We start from the raw sequence: 17164 nt of genomic DNA, 5'->3' as shown, positions 1-17164 counted from the left end.
ACCGGTCGGCTGGGGGAGCATCGTGGACGACTACGCGGGACGGGTACTGGCCGACCGCTACCGCCTGCCCCTGCCGCCGTCCGACGAGTACGAACTCGCCGAGAGCCGGGCCTTCGACACCTACAGCGGGCAGGAAGTCCTGGTACGGCAGGTGCCGTTGCCCGAGGTCGTCGAGGCCGAGGTGCTCGACGCGGACGGGTTGCCCGAGGGGTTCGTGGCCCGGGACGGCGGAGTGCGGCGGGCGTCCTCCCGCACCACCCGGCGGCCCACCGAACCGGCGGTGCTGCGCGCGATCGACGCGGCGCAGGCCGCCGCGCGGATCCCCGACCATCCCCGGCTCGACCAGGTTTTCGACGTGTTCGCCGAGGGCGGGTCGCTGTGGATCGTCAGCGAGTCGGTGCCCGCGAGGCCGCTGGCCGCACTGCTCGCCGACAAGCCGCTCAGCCCCTACCGCGCCGCGGAGGTGGCGGCCGACGTCCTCACCGCGCTGCGGGTCCTGCACGCGCACGGCTGGGTGCACCGGAACATCACCGCGCGCACGGTGCTCGTCTGCGACGACGGCCGCGTCCTGCTCACCGGACTGGCGGCCGGGGCCGCGGAAGAGGCGCTGTGCGGGTACGACCCGGTCCCCGCGCCGGAGGACGACTTCACGACCGGTCACGGATCCGGCCCCCGCGCCGGGCAGCCCGGTGACGCCGGTCCGGCAGGGACGGGCGTTCCTTCGGGTGTCGCCGGAGGTGGGCAGGGTGCCGCGGGCGGACGGGGGCCCGTCGGCGGTGTCGGATTCGGCGGCGGCGCGCGCGGTGTCGCCGTGGCGGCCACGAGCGGCGCGGACGCCGAAGCGGCCCGGCGGGCGGCGATCGAGGCCCGCGCGGAGCAGGGAACGCCGGTCCCGGGGGCGCCGGTGCCGGGGGCACCCGTGGCGGGCCGGGGACCGCGTGCCCTCGAAGCGGGCGGTCCGGCGGGTCCGGGCCGTCCGGCAGGTACGGCCGGGCCGGACGGCGGACCGGAGACGGGCGGGCAGGCGGAGGACGCCGGAGACGAGATCCGCGCCGCGCGCGCCGGAGCCATCGCCGCGTACCGCGCCGGAGCGCGTGCCGCCGCCCGCGTACAGGGGGAGCGCCGGGGCGACCCGCTCGCCCTGCCGGCACCCCGGCCCTCCGCACCAGGCGAGCAGACAGGCCAGGACAGCCGGTACGGCACCCCGCACGCCCCGCAGGCCCAGGCCCACAACCCGCCGCAACTGCCCGGCCAGGGCGGCCGGCAGCACCCGGCCGGCGCACCCCCCGGCCAGATAGCCGACCCGTACGGAGTCGGCGGCACCGGCAGGTACGGAGTCCCGCCGCCGGCCGCCGGAGCCCTCGGCGGGAACGACGGCCCGGCCCGCCCCACACTGCCCTCGGGATCGGGACAGGGACCGGTGCTGGGCCCGGGCGGCAGGCCGGCGCCGGGTGACACGGCGTACGGCCGTTCCGCGGTCGCGCCAGGACAGGACCCCTACGGCACCGGGCACGGCGGCCGTCCGGGCGTCCCCGCCCCCGGACGGCCCTTCGGCGGCGAGCGGGTCGCGGACGACGGCCGGCGCACCGGCGGATTCCAGGCGCCCGGCGACACCCGGGTACCCGTTCCTCCCGGCGGATTCACCGACCCCGGACACGCCCGCACGCCCGGCGTCTCCCCGGCCTCCGGCCACGTCCCGGTGCCCGGGACTCCGCGGAACCCCGCCCCCGCCCCGCACTCTTCCGGCCGTCCCGACGGTGGTTGGGGTGATCCGGTCGCCGGAACGCCGCCGCGCCGAGGGCCGGCCACCGCGCTCGCGGCCGAGCGGGCCCGGCAGGCGCGGATGGCCGTGGTCGGGCCGGTCACCGAGCGCTGGGCGCCCGAGCAGGCCGGACCGGTGCACGAGAACTGGCAGCTGGCGGCCCCGATCGGACCGGCGACCGACCTGTGGGCGCTGGGCGCGCTGCTCTTCCGCGCCGTGCAGGGACACGCCCCCTACCCGGAGGAGAACACCGCCGAACTGGTCCAGCTGGTGTGCGCGGAGCCGCCCGCGTTCGCCGAGGAGTGCGGGCCGCTGCGGCCCGTCGTCGAATCGCTGCTGCGCCAGGACCCCACGGAGCGGCTCGACTTCGAGGAACTGCGCGGCTGGCTTCGGTCGTTGGTTCGGTCCGCGCCGGAGCCCGAGGCGGGGGCGAACGTCGTGCCCGCACCGCCCGTCGACCCGAGCCGGCTGCCGATCGTACGGCGCCGGGGCGAGCTCGTCCGCAGGCGTCGCGCCGGACTGCCCGCGACCAGCCCGCACGCCCGCCACAAGCGGGCCAGGCGGGAGAACACGGCGGGCCCCCGACGGCTGGGCCGGAACCTGCTCCTGCTCGTCCTGCTCCTGCTGGCCGCGGCGGTCGCGTACGCGGTCGTCTTCATGCCCAAGGCGGACCGGAGCGGCACCGGCGACGGGCGCACCGGCGCCGCCGGACAGGCAGGCCCCACCACACAGCCCGGTGGCGACCCGACCGCGAGCAACGCGCCCGGGTCCGACCATGCCTCGCCGGACCCCGGCAGGAGCCCCTCGGGGAAGTCCAGTTCGACCTCCTCGCACACCACCGCCGATCCCGGCGTCGCCGACGGGTTCACCCTCCGCAAGGACCCCGAGGGATTCCAGGTCGCCGTGGCGAGCGGCTGGACGCGTTCGCCGAAGAACGGCAGCGGCCAGGTCGTCTACTCCCAGGGGGACTTCGAGCTCATCCTCGTACCCGGACGGGACGGCACGGCCACGTACGGCAGCGACCCGATGACCTATCAGCGGGAGAGCGAGAAGGAGTTGCAGCCCTTCCGGGACTCGACCTGGGCGACCTCCAGCGGGATGCGGCGGATCGACGTGGGCGGCAAGGTGATGGCCGAGGGCCAGTTCACCTGGCAGGACTCCGCGGGGCACTCGCTCTATGTGCGCAACCTCGCGATCCTCGTCGCCGGGCACTACCACGTGGTCCAGGTGCGCGGCCCGGACGCCGAGCGCGACGAGGTGTCGCGGCTGTACGAGCAGGCATCGTCGACGTACCAAGTCAGCCGCTGAGCAACCCTTTTGCCCTCCCCACGCCGTGTTTGGCCAGGCGGGAGCCGTTGAACACCAAACGGTTCCCTTCCGTACAGGGATGGGACAACCGTCACAGTGAGGTCTCCGTACGACCCCGCTTGTTCCCAGGGTGGGTACCGCTCCTTAGTCTGACCCTGTCAAGACCATTGCGGGGAAACGTGAATCAGATGCAGGGCCTGCTCCTCGCGGGCCGCTACCGGCTTGTCGAATCCATCGGCAGCGGTGGCATGGGCCGGGTTTGGCGCGCGCATGATGAGGTGCTGCACCGCGCCGTCGCGGTCAAGGAGCTGACTGCCGCGCTGTACGTCGCCGAGAGCGACCTGGCCCGGCTGCTCGCCCGGACCCACGCCGAGGCGCGGGCCGCGGCCCGGATCAACCACTCGGCCGTCGTCACCATCCATGACGTGCTGGAACACGACAACCGGCCGTGGATCGTCATGGAGCTGGTGGAGGGCAACTCGCTGGCCGACGAGGTCAAGGAGCAGGGGCGCCTCGAACCGGCCGAGGCCGCACGGATCGGGCTGTGGGTGCTGCGGGCGCTGCGCGCGGCGCACGCCGCCGGTGTGCTGCACCGGGACGTGAAGCCGGGCAACGTCCTGCTCTCGCCCGACCGCCGTGTCCTGCTCACCGACTTCGGGATCGCGCAGGTCGAGGGCGATACGACGATCACACGCACCGGCGAGATCGTCGGCTCCGTCGACTACCTCGCGCCCGAGCGGGTGCGCGGCCACGACCCCGGTCCGGCCTCCGACCTCTGGGCCCTCGGGGCCACGCTGTACACCGCGGTGGAGGGCCGGTCGCCGTTCCGCCGCACGTCGGCGCTGTCGACGATGCAGGCCGTGGTGGACGAGGAACTCACGCCTCCGCAGTACGCCGGCGCGCTGGAGCCCGTCATCACCGCGCTGCTCCGCAAGGACCCCGCGGGCCGTCCCGGCCCGCAGGAGGCCGAGGAGATGCTCGCCGAGGCCGCGGAGGGCCGCCGGCCGAGGACGGCACAGGCGTATGTGCCGACAAGCCAGGCGTCGTACGACTTCACGGAGACGGGGACCGGTACCGGTACCGGTACCGGCGGTACCCGCGCGCAGACGGCCCCCGCCACGCCGTATCCGCCGGTGACGATCGCACCCGTGCCCGCGCCGCCGAAGCGGCACCGCCTGCGTACGTTCACCCTGGTCGTCGCCCTCGCGACGATCATCGGCGGGGGCGTCGCGGTCGCGCTGCAGCACTTCGGCACAGGCGGCCCCGGCGGCTCAGCCTCCGGGTCGTCGACCCGGAGTGCCGACGCCAGGCCGAGCGACAAGCCGAGCGGCAAGGGCAGCCAGGGGGCGGTTCCCGCCGGCTGGGAGCGGCACACCGAGGTGGGCTTCAGCATCTCCCTGCCCAAGGGGTGGAAGTCGTCCGTCTCCATCGACCAGGACGGCCTCCGGCAGGTCGACTACTCACCCGACAAGGGCAAGCACCTCGTGCGGGTCGCCGTCGACACCGCTCCGGACTTCAGCACCTCGTACGACCACATGACCAACCTGGACGGGAACATCTCACGGCGGCTGCGGGACTACAGGCAACTGCTCCTCAAGGAGGAACTGTTCCGGGACCAGCCGGGTGCCCGCTGGGAGTACACGTGGGACGCCCTGGCCAAGGACCCGCCGCACTACTTCCCGGGGCCCTACCATGCGATCGACGTCGGGTACATGAACAGTGACGGCACCGAGTACGCCGTCTACGAGTCCTCGCCGGCCGACGAATGGACCACCACCAAAAAGCAGTTCGACACGATCCTGCGGAGCTTCCAGGAAGGCTGATCCGGGCTTGGGCTCCCTGGAGCGTGCCGCCGGACGTCCTGGGCCGGCGGCACACTTGGCCGGTCGCCGCCACGGAGGGGGTCCGTCCGGTGGGGCATGATGAGACCCATGGGGACCGAGGGGGAGAACGCCCGCGTGATCGCGGGCCGTTACCGGCTGGATGCCAGGATCGGCCGGGGCGGCATGGGCGTCGTCTGGCGTGCCACCGACCAACTGCTCGGCCGCCGGGTCGCGGTGAAGGAGCTGGCCCTCGACGACTCGCTCTCGGCGGAGGAGTCCCGGCTCCAGCGCGACCGCACCCTGCGCGAGGCACGGGCCGTCGCCCAGCTCCACCACCCGCACATCATCGTCGTCCACGATGTCGTCGAGGACGACGAACGCCCCTACATCGTCATGGAGTTGATCGACGGCGGCTCGCTCGCCGAACGGATCTCCGCGAACGGGCCGGTCGACGCGCGCGAGGCCGCCCGCATCGGCATCGACCTGCTCGGAGCGCTGCGCCGCGCGCACGAGGCGGGCGTCCTGCACCGCGACCTCAAGCCCGCCAACGTCCTCGTCGAGGCGGGCACCGACCGCATCGTGCTCACCGACTTCGGGATCGCCCAGGTCGCGGGCGCGACGACGCTCACGGAGACCGGCGCGTTCGTCGGCTCGCCCGAGTACACCGCGCCCGAACGGATGGCCGGGGCACGGAGCGGCCCCGAGTCCGACCTGTGGTCGCTCGGCGCACTGCTGTGCACGGTGCTGAGCGGGGCGTCGCCCTTCCGGCGCGACTCGCTCGGCGGCATCCTGCACGCGGTCGTCGTCGACGAGATCCGTCCGCCGGCCCAGGCCGCGCCGCTGCTGCCCGTCGTACGCGGGCTGCTGGAGCGCGACCCGGAGCGGCGGCTCGACGCGGCGGAGGCGGAGCGGATGCTGCGCGCCTTCCGGGACACCGGCCGTACGCCGCGGCTGCTGGTCCCGTACACGCCGACGCGGCGGGACGTACCCCATGTGTCCCTGCGCAGATCCGCGCCCGAGGCGTCGGGGACCTCCGCCGCCACCGTGGCCGACACCCCGCCCCGCCAGTCCACGCGCAGCCTCCTCGTCGCCGCGGCGCTGGTCGCCGCGATGGCCGGCGCGGGGGTGTCCGCGGCCGCGCTGCTGATGGGCGGCGGCGGAGACGGCGGACCGGCCTCGTCGAGTGCGCCGGGCACGCCCCGGGCACCGAGCACCTCCTCCACCTCGTCCCCGGCGTCCGGCACACCGTCGGCCCCGCCCCGGGGCGCCGGCCCCACCGTCACGGTGACCAGCCACGGCACTCCGTCCGCCCCCGCCCGCACGGCGCCCTCGGGCTACCGCGTCGCGGCGGATCCGAACGGCTTCTCGCTCGCCGTGCCCGACGGCTTCACGCGCGATCCGCAGGGCGAGCGGATCTTCTACATGTCATCGGGGGACGTCTTCCGCATCGGCATCAAGGTGGCCGATCCCGCGACGGGGGGTCCGCTGGGCGTGATGCGGCGGGCGGACGCCGACGGGCCCTCCAGCAATCCCGGCTACCGCGACGGCAGGGTCGCGCGGACGGTGCACGAAGGACACACCGCCGCCCTGTGGGAGTTCACCTGGGACGGCTTCACCGCGGCGGAGGGGCCACGGCACACCTACGACCTGTGCTGGGAGGAGAGCGGCCGGATGTACGACGTCTGGGTCTCCGCGCCGGTGGGCCGGGTGACGGAGGCCAAGGAGTACTTCGACGTGGCGGTGGACACCTTCGCGGTCTCGTGACGGAGTGATTCCGTAAACGGGAGATAAGGGATGCCCGCGTCACGGGTCTGTGACCGGTGGGCGCAGAGGCTGGATGACGTGGCGCCCGCCGCGATACAGATGGACGCATGAGCGACGACGGGGGAGTCCCTCTCGGGGGAGACGAGACGACGAGTTTCAGTCTGCAACCACCGAGACCTGTGACGCGGGAGCGGCAGCCGGGGGCCGTGGTGCCGGGGCAGCCGCCGGAGGGCCATGGGCGCGTCCGGCAGCCGGGGGCCATGGGGCCCGGACGGCAGCCGGAGGTTCCGGTCGCCGTCCCGTTCCCGGGCAATCCCTATGCCACACCCGACGTCACCGTCCCGGACCGGGCGGGGTCTTCGGCTCCGGGGCCCTCGGGGGAACCGGGGGCGGGCCGGCTCGTCGCCGGGCGTTATCGCCTGCTCGCCAAGCTGGGGCACGGCGGCATGGGCACGGTGTGGCGGGCCATGGACGAGACCGTGGACCGCGAGGTCGCCGTCAAGGAACCGCGTGTCCCGGACCATCTTCCCGAGCGTGAACGGGCCAACGTGTACGAGCGGATGCGGCGCGAGGCACGCGCGGCGGCGCGGCTCGACCATCCCGCCGTGGTGAACGTCCACGACGTCGCCGTCGTGGACGGGCAGCCCTGGATCGTCATGGAGCTGGTGCGGGGCCGCTCGCTCGGCGACGCCCTCAGGGAGGGCACCCTCGGCAGCCGCGAGGCCGCGCGCATCGGCCTGGAGGTCCTCGGCGCCCTGGAGGCGGCGCACGCGGCGGGCGTCCTGCACCGTGACGTCAAACCCGACAACGTGCTCCTCGGGCCGTACGACCGCGTCGTGCTCACCGACTTCGGCATCGCCCGGATCGAGGGCGACACGAACCTGACGGACACCGGCGGCTTCGTCGGCTCGCCCGAGTACATCGCCCCGGAGCGGGTGCTGGGAGTACGCCCCGGGCCCGCCTCCGACCTCTGGTCGCTCGGCGTGGTGCTCTACGCCGCCACCGAGGGCGTCTCACCGTTCCGGCGCAGCAACACGCCCGCCACGCTCCAGTCGGTCCTCAACGCGACACCGGCAGCGCCCGCCTCGGCGGGTGCCCCGCTCGCGGAGGCGATCAACGGCCTGCTCGCCAAGGAACCGTCCCACCGTCCCGCGGCGGCCGAGGTCCGGCGCCTCCTGGAGGAGGCCGTACGGCCTCCCGCCCCCGCGCCGACGCAGGTCGCGCGGATCGAGGGCGTCGCGGGCCCGGACGGAAACCCGGCGGCCGGTGGCGGGGGCATCCGTATCGGCCGCAAGGCCCTGGTCGGCCTCGTGGCAGCGGTCGCCGCCGTGGTCGTCGCGGCCGCGTCGACGGCGTACGTGGTGATCGCGGACCCGTTCGCCGGTCCGCTGCCGGACGGCTGGAAGAAGCGGCACGTGGCCGACGTCGCCGCGACGCTGGCGGTGCCCGCGGGCTACCAGCCGGGAACGCCGGACCGGACGCTGGACAAGGGGCACTGGGTCACGTACACCGACTGGAGCGGGAGCATCTGGATCGGGCTGAGCCTCGCCAGGAAGTCCGAGGACACCAGCAAGGTGATCAAGGACTCGGCGCGGGCCGAGATGTACGCGGACGACGGCACGTTCAAGACGAGCGGATCCTCCAACCTGGGCATGCCGGCGGGTCCGCGGACGAAGCCGGACGCCAGGGCGACGTACCGGGGCAGGGAGTCCGCCCAGAACACGGTGATCTACAAGACCGACGACAGCCGGAGTCCCCGTCCCCGCGAAGTGAGGCTCTTCTACTACAAGTCGAAGGCCGGCGACATGTACAGGCTCACGATCAGCTATCCGGGCGACGGAGACTTCACCGCGCGGGGCCGTGAGGTCGCCGACGCGGCGATCGCGAACCTGGACATCGACAAACCGTGAGAACCGATCCGCTGGTGATCGTCGGACCGACAACCCCCTGATCAGCGCATTTACTGCCAGTGATCACTGGCAGTGTGTGAGCACTCCGTGAAAGGCCATTACCGACGGGTACCCAAAGGGGGCGCGTAGGCATACTCTGCGGCTCATGACGGACTCGCAGGCCGCGGAGCAGGCCACGGACAGCACCGGCGCCGATGAGGCAGCCGGTACCGACGCGACGGCCGGCGCGGCCGCCGCGACCGACGCGGACCTGACGTCCGCCGCCGCGACCGACGCGGTGGGCGCAGACGAGACGGCCGCCGTCGCTGCCGCGGATGACACCGTCGCCGCGGACGAGGCCGCCGGGGACGAGACGGCGGCCCCCGCCGCCCTCGGCACCAACCCCCTCGCACCCGCCCCGGCCGGCGCGCGTACCGCCGCCGATGTCGTCACCCCCGAGCTCGTCGCGCAGCTCACCAAGGGCGTGACCGGTTCAGGGCGGACCGCCAACCACACGCCGTTCACCGGCGAGAAGCTCGCCGACGTGCCCGAGTCCACCCCCGAGGACGTCGAGAAGGCCTTCGAGCGGGCCCGTGCCGCACAGGGCGCCTGGGCGGCCACTCCGGTACGGCGGCGCGCCGCCGTCCTGCTCCGCTTCCACGACCTCGTGCTCGCCCGGCAGGCCGAGGTCCTGGACCTCATCCAGCTGGAGACCGGCAAGGCCCGGTTGCACGCCCACGAAGAGGTCCAGGCCGTCCTGGTCGCCGCGCGGCACTACGGACTCAAGGCACCCTCCTACCTGCGCCCCAAGCGCCACGCGGGCGCGATGCCCACCCTCACCAAGGTCACCGAGCTGCGCCACCCGCGCGGTGTCGTCGGGCAGATCGCGCCCTGGAACTATCCGCTGGAGCTGTCGGTCGGCGACGCGCTGCCGGCCTTCGTCGCGGGCAACGCGGTCGTCATGAAGCCCGACACCGAGACCTGCCTCACCGCCCTGTGGGCGCGTGACCTGCTCGTCGAGGCCGGGCTGCCCGCCGAGATTTTCCAGGTCGTCATCGGTGACGGGCCGGTCGTCGGACCCGAGGTCGTCAGGCACGCCGACTACGTCTCCTTCACGGGGTCGACCCGGACCGGCCGCGAGGTCGCGCAGGGCGCGGCCGCCCGTCTCGTCGGCGTCTCCCTCGAACTCGGCGGCAAGAACGCCATGGTGGTCCTGGAGGACGCCGACCTCGACAAGGCCGCCGCCGGCGCCGTCCGCGCCTGCTTCTCCTCCGCGGGCCAACTCTGCATCTCCATCGAGCGGTTGTACGTCCACGAGTCCATAGCCGACGCGTTCACCGAGCGGTTCGCCGCCCGGACCAGGGCCATACGGCTCGGCACGTCCCTCGCGTACGGGGCGGACATGGGCTCCCTGGTCGGGGAGCGGCAGTTGGAGACCGTGACGCGGCACGTCGAGGAAGCCGTCGCCAAGGGGGCCAGGGTCGTCGCGGGCGGTGTCGCCCGGCCCGACATCGGCCCGTACTTCTACGAGCCCACGATCCTCGACGGAGTCGAGGCCCCGATGGCCGTCTGCGCCGAGGAGACGTTCGGTCCCGTCGTCTCCATCTACCGGTTCACGACCGAGGACGAGGTCGTGGAGCGCGCCAACTCCACCTCGTACGGCCTCAATTCCTCCGTCTGGACGAAGGACGGCCGGCGCGGTCGCGCGATCGCGGCCCGGCTGCGGACCGGCACGGTGAACGTCAACGAGGGGTACGCGCCCGCGTACGGCAGCGTCCAGTCGCCCATGGGCGGCATGAAGGACTCCGGCCTCGGCCGCCGGCACGGCTCCGAGGGCATCCTCAAGTACACCGAGGCGCAGACCGTCGCCCACCAGAGACTGCTGCCGATGGCGCCGTCCCTGGGCATGGACGACGAGAAGTACGCGGCGTTCATGAGCCGGAGCCTGAAGCTGATGAAGGCGATCCGCCTGCGGTAGGGGCCGGGCCGGCGCCCTTCGCGGGTCCTCGCCAACGGTCCACGGTTCTCAAACAGTTCTCAAACGGTCTCGACGAGGAGAGCGGCACGTGTCACAGGAGAGCTCTGTCCAGGAACAGCCGGACGAGGGAACGTACGACTACGACTACGACGTCGTCGTCGTCGGCTCCGGCTTCGGCGGCTCCGTCACCGCCCTGCGGCTGACGGAGAAGGGGTACCGCGTGGGTGTCCTCGAAGCCGGCCGGCGCTTCACCCGCGACACGCTCCCGAAGAACTCCTGGGACATCAGGAACTACCTCTGGGCCCCGCGGCTCGGCATGTACGGAATCCAGCGCATCCATCTGCTGGGCAATGTGATGGTGCTGGCGGGCGCGGGCGTGGGCGGCGGTTCGCTCAACTACGCCAACACCCTCTACGTACCGCCGAAGCCGTTCTTCGAGGACCCGCAGTGGAAGGACATCACCGACTGGGAGGAGGAGCTGAAGCCGTACTACGACCAGGCCCGGCGCATGCTGGGTGTGCGGCTCAACCCGACCATGACCCCGTCGGACGTCCACCTCAAGGCCGCCGCGGAGCGGATGGGGGTCGGCGACACCTTCCACATGGCGCCGGTCGGCGTCTTCTTCGGCGACGGACAGGACGCGGACGGCTCCGTCGGCGCGAAGCCCGGTGAGGAGGTCGCCGACCCGTACTTCGGGGGCGTCGGGCCCTCGCGCAAGGCCTGCACCGAATGCGGCGAGTGCATGACCGGCTGCCGCCACGGCGCCAAGAACACCCTCAACGAGAACTATCTCCACCTCGCCGAGAAGGCGGGTGCCGTCGTCCATCCCATGACGACCGTCGTGTCCGTCACCGATGACTCGCGGGGCGGCTACGCCGTCCGGACCCTCCCGACGGACAACCGGCGCAAGGGCCGCGGGCGGACGTTCACCGCGCGCCGGGTCGTTCTCGCGGCCGGCACCTACGGCACCCAGACGCTGCTGCACCGCATGAAGGCCGGCGGTCAGCTCCCGTACCTGTCGCAGAGGCTGGGCGAGCTGACCCGCACCAACTCCGAGGCCCTGGTGGGCGCGCAGACCGACGACCGCCGCTACCGCAAGGCGCACGGGACACCCAGGGCCGACTTCACCCAGGGTGTGGCCATCACGTCCTCGATCCACCCGGACGAGAACACCCACATCGAACCCGTGCGCTACGGCAAGGGCTCCAACGCCATGGGCGGCATGTCCATCCTCCAAGTCCCCTACGCCGAGGGCTCGTCGAGGGTGGCCGGGTGGCTCGTCAACGCGGCCCGGCATCCGCTGCTGACGCTCCGGTCGCTCTCCAACCGCCGCTGGTCCGAACACACCATCATCGGGCTGGTGATGCAGTCGCTCGACAACTCCCTGACGACGTATCTCAAGCCCAAGGGCGCGGGCAAGGGGTTGTTGACGGCACGTCAGGGGCACGGCGCGCCCAACCCCAAGCAGATCGAGGCCGCTTCGCGCGCCGCCTCCGTCCTCGCCGAGGAGATCAACGGCTTCCCGGGCAGCAACGTCGGCGAGCTGATGGGCACCCCGCTGACCGCGCACTTCCTCGGTGGCTGTCCGATCGGCGCCGGTGCCGAGGAGGGCGTCATCGACCCCTACCACCGGCTCTACGGCCACCCCGGCATCTCCGTGGTCGACGGTGCCGCCGTCTCCGCGAACCTCGGCGTCAACCCGTCGCTCACCATCACCGCGCAGGCCGAGCGGGCCATGTCGTTCTGGCCCAACAAGGGCGAGGCCGATCCGCGTCCGGCGCCGGGAGCCTCGTACGAGCGTCTCAAGGCGGTGGAGCCGGGGCGTCCCGCCGTACCCGCGGACGCGTTCGGCGCGCTGCGGCTGCCGTTCCTGGGCATGCCGGCGATGCCGCCGAAGCCGAAGCCGTAGCCCGGGACCCGGCCCCGTAGAGCCGGGAACCGGCCGCCGACCCGTACAGCGAAAAGAAGGACCTGCGCCCCCCTCCGAGCGCAGGTCCTTCTCTTCGTATGTGACCGACGACCGCGTCAGTCGTGCCGTGCCGTGGTGTTACGCGCTCGCGCCGGACTTGCGGCGACGGACGACGACCAGCGCACCGGCACCGGCGACGACGGCGATACCGCCGGCGAGGCCGATCATCGGCAGCGCGGAGCTGGAGCCCGTCTCGGCGAGGCTTCCGTCGACCGAAGGCGTGTTGCTCTTGTCGGCCGGCTTGTCCGAGACCGGAACCTTGCCGCCGCCCTGCGGCTTGGTGCCGTCGGTGTCCGTGCCGGCCGCGACGATCTGGAACTTGTAGGCGACCTCGCCGTAGCCGGTGCACTCCGCGTCGGCGTCGCCGTAGATGCTGGCGCCGAGGGAGAAGCCGACGCCGACCGGGGCGCTGGACTTCACGTTGATGCGGAGCGGGAGGTCGACCTCGTAGTCGGGCTTGAGCTCGTCGGTGTAGCCGACGAAGCCGACCGCGTCACCGTTGTCGTCGAGGTCCTCCCAGACCTTGTCGTCCGGGTTGTACGCCTGGAGCTGGACCTGCTTGCTCTTGAACATGTCCTCGCCGTTCTTGTCGGGCGACGCGCCCGCGAAGAAGCCGAGGTCAGTCAGGGTGGAGTCGGAGTTGTTCAGGATGTCCAGGGAGAACTTGTGCCATCCGCTGCCCGCCGCGATCTTGCCGGGCAGGCCGTTGATGGAGACCTGGACCTTGGAGTCCGAGCAGTCGGAGGGCTCGGGCTCGGGGGACTCCTCCGGCTCGGACTCCGACGCGGAGACGCTCGGCGCGGGCGCCGACTCGGAGGTGGAGGTGCTCGGCGCGGGCGCCGACTCCGAAGCGGAGGAGGAGGCGGACGTGGAGGCCGACGCCGTGCCGGTCGGCTCGGCCGACTCGCTCTGGCTCGGCTCGGCCGACTCGGTTGCCGACTCGGACACGCTCGTACTCGGGGACGGGCTTTCTTCCGCGAACGCGGCCGGAGCGACCGACAGCAGCGCGAGCGGTGCTATGACAGCCGTCGCGGCCGCAGTGGCCATGGCACGGCGAAGCTTCATGAAGACCTCGGTGATCCTGTGCGCCGTGAACTCGCGGCGCGAATATGGAGTTTGTGGATGGTCCTCCGCGTGTGGACACGGATGTGACCGTTGGTTCTGCAGGTGAGACCGGCCGGGCCCGGGAATGGTTGTCCTGTACCTCACGGAATTCTTATGTGGGCTGGGTCACATCGGTGTGCGGCTCGCGTACGTCCGTTCGAGACGCCGGGAGAGGGAACCGTCCGCCCGGGCGCGCAGGGTGACGGGGCGGCAGGTTTCCCGCACTGACGTCTCCGTGCCCCGGCGTCCGCGCTCCGGGCACGGCGAAGGGCCCCGCGGACACGTGTCCGCGGGGCCCTTTCACGGCAGCACCGGCGTCAGGGCGGCACCGGTGCCTCGAAGCGGCGTCGGGGGTTGCGCCGCCGGTCGACGGGAGTTGGTCGCCGGTCCGTGCTGCGGCGCACGAGGGCGCGCACGTGACGGCGGCCTGAACAGGTTCCGTCGGACGGCCCCGGGCGTCCCCGGGGCCGACCGTTCTCTTGAGTGACCGGGCTGCTGTCCCCTGCCGTCCGGTCACACGACCTGGAGCGAGGTCCCACGACGCACGGCACGATCCGTACGTCTCATCGCTCCAGTGAAGCCACGCGTGGTTCTTTCGGGCCCGCCCCTGGCTGACACGGACACCAGAAGAAACGAAGCCCGCGGTACCCCGGATACGCGCCGTACGGGTGAGAGGGAATGCGTACGTGCGTACGCCGGGTGCGGGTCTCAGATCCGGCCGCGGCACAGTTCGAGCAGGATCATGGCCAGCGAGGTGCCCGGCTTGCCGAGCGCGTCCCGGTAGTGGCCGAGGATCTCCATCTCTCGGGAGAGGTTCACCCGGCGGCCGCCGGACGTGATCCGGGCCTCCTGGATCACGGCCGAGACGGCCATCCGTTCCTGCACGAGACCGATGATCCGGTCATCCAGGGCGTCGATGCGCTCACGGGCACCGGTGATCACATCGGCGGCCTCGTCGGTACGGGCGCCGGTCTTGTCGAGTACGTCGGCCATGGTGGGGCTCCTCGGTGGAAGGGGTGCCCCGGAGCGACCCGGCCCGGAAACGGCAGACGCCCCGGGCCTTGTCGGCCCGGGGCGCCTGGGAAGTCGCTTGTCAGTTGCTCAAGCAGCACGACCATGGCAGCCGGTGGGCCGGTTGCCATAGGTAAACAGGAAGGTCGTGTGCGTGAGCATGACGGCAGTATGCACGCCCGCGGCGGCGCCGGCCAAGACGGTTCGGATGGTGAGACCCGGTGTCCGGAACCCCGTCGGCGCCGGGCCCGCCGCGGCCCCCGGTAGAATCGGCCGTACACACCCTTTTGCTCACCGCCGGAAGGCAGACCGTGCCAGAAGCGTCCCCCGCCGCCCCCGACACCGTCCTGGTCGTCGACTTCGGTGCGCAGTACGCCCAGCTCATCGCCCGTCGAGTCCGTGAGGCCCGGGTCTACAGCGAGATCGTGCCGAGCACCATGCCGGTCCAGGAGATGCTCGCCAAGAACCCGGCCGCGATCATCCTCTCCGGCGGTCCCTCGTCGGTCTACGCGGAGGGCGCCCCGCGCCTGGACCGCGAGCTCTTCGAGGCGGGCGTCCCCGTCTTCGGCATGTGCTACGGCTTCCAGCTGATGGCGACCACCCTCGGCGGCACGGTCGACAACACCGGCGCCCGCGAGTACGGCCGTACGCCGCTGCACGTCTCGAAGTCCGGCTCCACCCTGTTCGAGGGCACCCCGGACGAGCAGCCGGTGTGGATGTCGCACGGCGACGCCTGCTCCGCCGCCCCCGAGGGCTTCACCGTCACGGCCTCCACGGACGTCGTCCCGGTCGCCGCCTTCGAGAACGACGAGAAGAAGCTCTACGGCGTCCAGTACCACCCCGAGGTCATGCACTCCACGCACGGCCAGCAGGTGCTGGAGCACTTCCTGTACCGCGGCGCGGGTATCACCCCGACCTGGACCACCGGCAACGTCATCGACGAGCAGGTCGCCCTGATCCGCGAGCAGGTCGGCACCAAGCGCGCGATCTGCGGTCTGTCCGGCGGAGTGGACTCGGCGGTCGCCGCGGCCCTCGTGCAGAAGGCCATCGGCTCCCAGCTGACCTGTGTGTACGTCGACCACGGTCTGATGCGCCAGGGCGAGACCGAGCAGGTCGAGAAGGACTTCGTCGCCGCGACCGGCGTGCAGCTGAAGGTCGTGGACGCGGAGGAGCGCTTCCTCACCGCGCTCAAGGGTGTCTCGGACCCCGAGGAGAAGCGGAAGATCATCGGGCGCGAGTTCATCCGCGTCTTCGAGCAGGCCCAGGCGGAGATCATCGCCGAGGCCGCCGAGGGCGAGGACGTCGCGTTCCTGGTCCAGGGCACGCTCTACCCGGACGTGGTCGAGTCCGGCGGCGGCACCGGCACGGCCAACATCAAGTCCCACCACAACGTGGGCGGCCTCCCCGAGGACCTGGAGTTCCAGCTCGTCGAGCCGCTGCGCCAGCTGTTCAAGGACGAGGTCCGGATGGTCGGACAGGAGCTCGGCCTGCCCGACGAGATCGTCCAGCGCCAGCCGTTCCCCGGCCCCGGCCTCGGCATCCGGATCGTCGGCGAGGTGACCAAGGAGCGTCTCGACCTGCTCCGCGCCGCCGATGCCATCGCCCGCGAGGAGCTGACCGCCGCCGGTCTCGACCGTGAGATCTGGCAGTGCCCGGTCGTCCTGCTCGCCGACGTGCGCAGCGTGGGCGTCCAGGGCGACGGCCGGACGTACGGCCACCCGATCGTGCTCCGTCCGGTGTCCAGCGAGGACGCCATGACGGCCGACTGGTCGCGACTGCCCTACGAGGTCCTCGCCAAGATCTCGACGCGCATCACGAACGAGGTCGCGGACGTCAACCGCGTCGTGCTCGACGTGACGAGCAAGCCCCCGGGCACCATCGAGTGGGAGTAGTCCCCTCCTGGGGGAGTCCCCAGGGGGAGTGACCCTTCCCTTCAGGTCCGCTTGAGCGTGCGCACCGGCGCGCCGGGCTTCCAGACCTGGACGACCAGATACGTGTCGTCCTCCACGTAGGTCCGCGTGACCTCCGTCAGCTCGGTGCGGAAGAGGTGGAACGGCTCCGGCGGTTCCACCTCTTTCACGTACGCCGCCTTCGCCGGGACGTCGTCGCCCACCTCGACCGCCCGCCCGCTGATCCGTACGTCGCCGCCGCCCATGTCGGTACCGGCCCCGGGGTTGGCCTGGAGCGCGAAGCGCGGGTCGCGGCGCAGGTCGAGCGTCTTGAGGGAGTCCGGCATCATGCCGAGCCACAGCTCGCCGTCCAGGAAGCGCACCTCGATGCCGGAGGTGCGGGGCGAGCCGTCCTTGCGGAGGGTCGCGAGGACGTGGTGGGTGAAGGCGCCGAAGCGCTGTTCGACGGTGCCGGCGAGGTCCGGTTCGGCGGTGGAGAGTGCTGCCCAGTTCATGCGGCGAGTCTGCCGCGTATACCCGACGTCTCCTGTCGGGTATTGCCTGTGTCCCCCGGCGTTCCACATTTTTCTCTCACGGAACACCCCTGTTCTCCTGCGCTGACCCCGGGTAACTTCCGCTCGTACCGAACACGCCAGTGCTGGAGGAC

Annotated in this window: 10 protein-coding genes; 7 read left to right on the top strand and 3 right to left on the bottom strand. The window is 72.2% G+C overall.

Translation table 11 applies throughout. From position 1 onward, the window contains the following. The first annotated feature begins 22 nt into the window (after positions 1–22). The 6 genes from OG780_RS17090 to OG780_RS17065 all read left to right on the top strand — a co-directional run bounded on the left by OG780_RS17090 (position 23) and on the right by OG780_RS17065 (position 12433). On the top strand, positions 23–3070 hold the full coding sequence (locus tag OG780_RS17090) for a protein kinase (protein ID WP_328449144.1): 3048 nt from the start codon (positions 23–25) through the stop codon (positions 3068–3070). 188 nt (positions 3071–3258) lie between these two features. Then, on the top strand, positions 3259–4893 hold the full coding sequence (locus OG780_RS17085; protein WP_328458198.1) for a serine/threonine-protein kinase: 1635 nt from the start codon (positions 3259–3261) through the stop codon (positions 4891–4893). A gap of 108 nt (positions 4894–5001) precedes the next feature. Next, positions 5002–6657: a serine/threonine-protein kinase gene (locus OG780_RS17080; protein ID WP_328449142.1), complete on the top strand. Its 1656-nt coding sequence runs from the start codon at positions 5002–5004 to the stop codon at positions 6655–6657. 107 nt (positions 6658–6764) lie between these two features. Next, entirely contained in the window at positions 6765–8567 is a 1803-nt protein-coding gene (locus OG780_RS17075) for a serine/threonine-protein kinase (protein ID WP_328449140.1), read from the top strand. A 145-nt stretch (positions 8568–8712) separates the two neighbouring features. Beyond that, positions 8713–10524, top strand: a complete 1812-nt coding sequence (locus OG780_RS17070; RefSeq protein WP_328449138.1) for a succinic semialdehyde dehydrogenase — start codon at positions 8713–8715, stop codon at positions 10522–10524. 88 nt (positions 10525–10612) lie between these two features. Then, positions 10613–12433, top strand: a complete 1821-nt coding sequence (locus tag OG780_RS17065) for a GMC family oxidoreductase (RefSeq protein WP_328449136.1) — start codon at positions 10613–10615, stop codon at positions 12431–12433. 138 nt (positions 12434–12571) lie between these two features. Here OG780_RS17065 and OG780_RS17060 read toward each other — a convergent pair whose 3' ends face one another. Next, positions 12572–13558, bottom strand: a complete 987-nt coding sequence (locus OG780_RS17060) for an LAETG motif-containing sortase-dependent surface protein (protein ID WP_328449134.1) — start codon at positions 13556–13558, stop codon at positions 12572–12574. A gap of 747 nt (positions 13559–14305) precedes the next feature. Continuing rightward, complete coding sequence (locus OG780_RS17055) at positions 14306–14590, bottom strand: chorismate mutase (RefSeq protein ID WP_326785978.1); 285 nt, start codon at positions 14588–14590, stop codon at positions 14306–14308. A 329-nt stretch (positions 14591–14919) separates the two neighbouring features. Here OG780_RS17055 and guaA point away from each other — a divergent pair, with 329 nt between their 5' ends. Next, positions 14920–16500: a glutamine-hydrolyzing GMP synthase gene (gene guaA / locus OG780_RS17050; protein WP_328449131.1), complete on the top strand. Its 1581-nt coding sequence runs from the start codon at positions 14920–14922 to the stop codon at positions 16498–16500. A gap of 41 nt (positions 16501–16541) precedes the next feature. Here guaA and OG780_RS17045 read toward each other — a convergent pair whose 3' ends face one another. Next, positions 16542–17012, bottom strand: a complete 471-nt coding sequence (locus OG780_RS17045; protein WP_328449129.1) for a pyridoxamine 5'-phosphate oxidase family protein — start codon at positions 17010–17012, stop codon at positions 16542–16544. Positions 17013–17164: the final 152 nt, after the last annotated feature.

Source organism: Streptomyces sp. NBC_00386 (genome assembly GCF_036063235.1).
Classification (GTDB): domain Bacteria; phylum Actinomycetota; class Actinomycetes; order Streptomycetales; family Streptomycetaceae; genus Streptomyces.
This window is presented reverse-complemented; position numbering and strand designations above follow the sequence as displayed.

Bases quoted from the DNA above. Each gene is read 5' to 3' on its own strand.
- OG780_RS17070 (WP_328449138.1), top strand. From the start codon at position 8,713: ATGACGGACTCGCAGGCCGCGGAGCAGGCCACGGACAGCACCGGCGCC.
- OG780_RS17055 (WP_326785978.1), bottom strand. From the start codon at position 14,590: ATGGCCGACGTACTCGACAAGACCGGCGCCCGTACCGACGAGGCCGCC.
- OG780_RS17085 (WP_328458198.1), top strand. From the start codon at position 3,259: ATGCAGGGCCTGCTCCTCGCGGGCCGCTACCGGCTTGTCGAATCCATC.
- OG780_RS17045 (WP_328449129.1), bottom strand. From the start codon at position 17,012: ATGAACTGGGCAGCACTCTCCACCGCCGAACCGGACCTCGCCGGCACC.
- OG780_RS17080 (WP_328449142.1), top strand. From the start codon at position 5,002: ATGGGGACCGAGGGGGAGAACGCCCGCGTGATCGCGGGCCGTTACCGG.
- OG780_RS17060 (WP_328449134.1), bottom strand. From the start codon at position 13,558: ATGAAGCTTCGCCGTGCCATGGCCACTGCGGCCGCGACGGCTGTCATA.
- OG780_RS17075 (WP_328449140.1), top strand. From the start codon at position 6,765: ATGAGCGACGACGGGGGAGTCCCTCTCGGGGGAGACGAGACGACGAGT.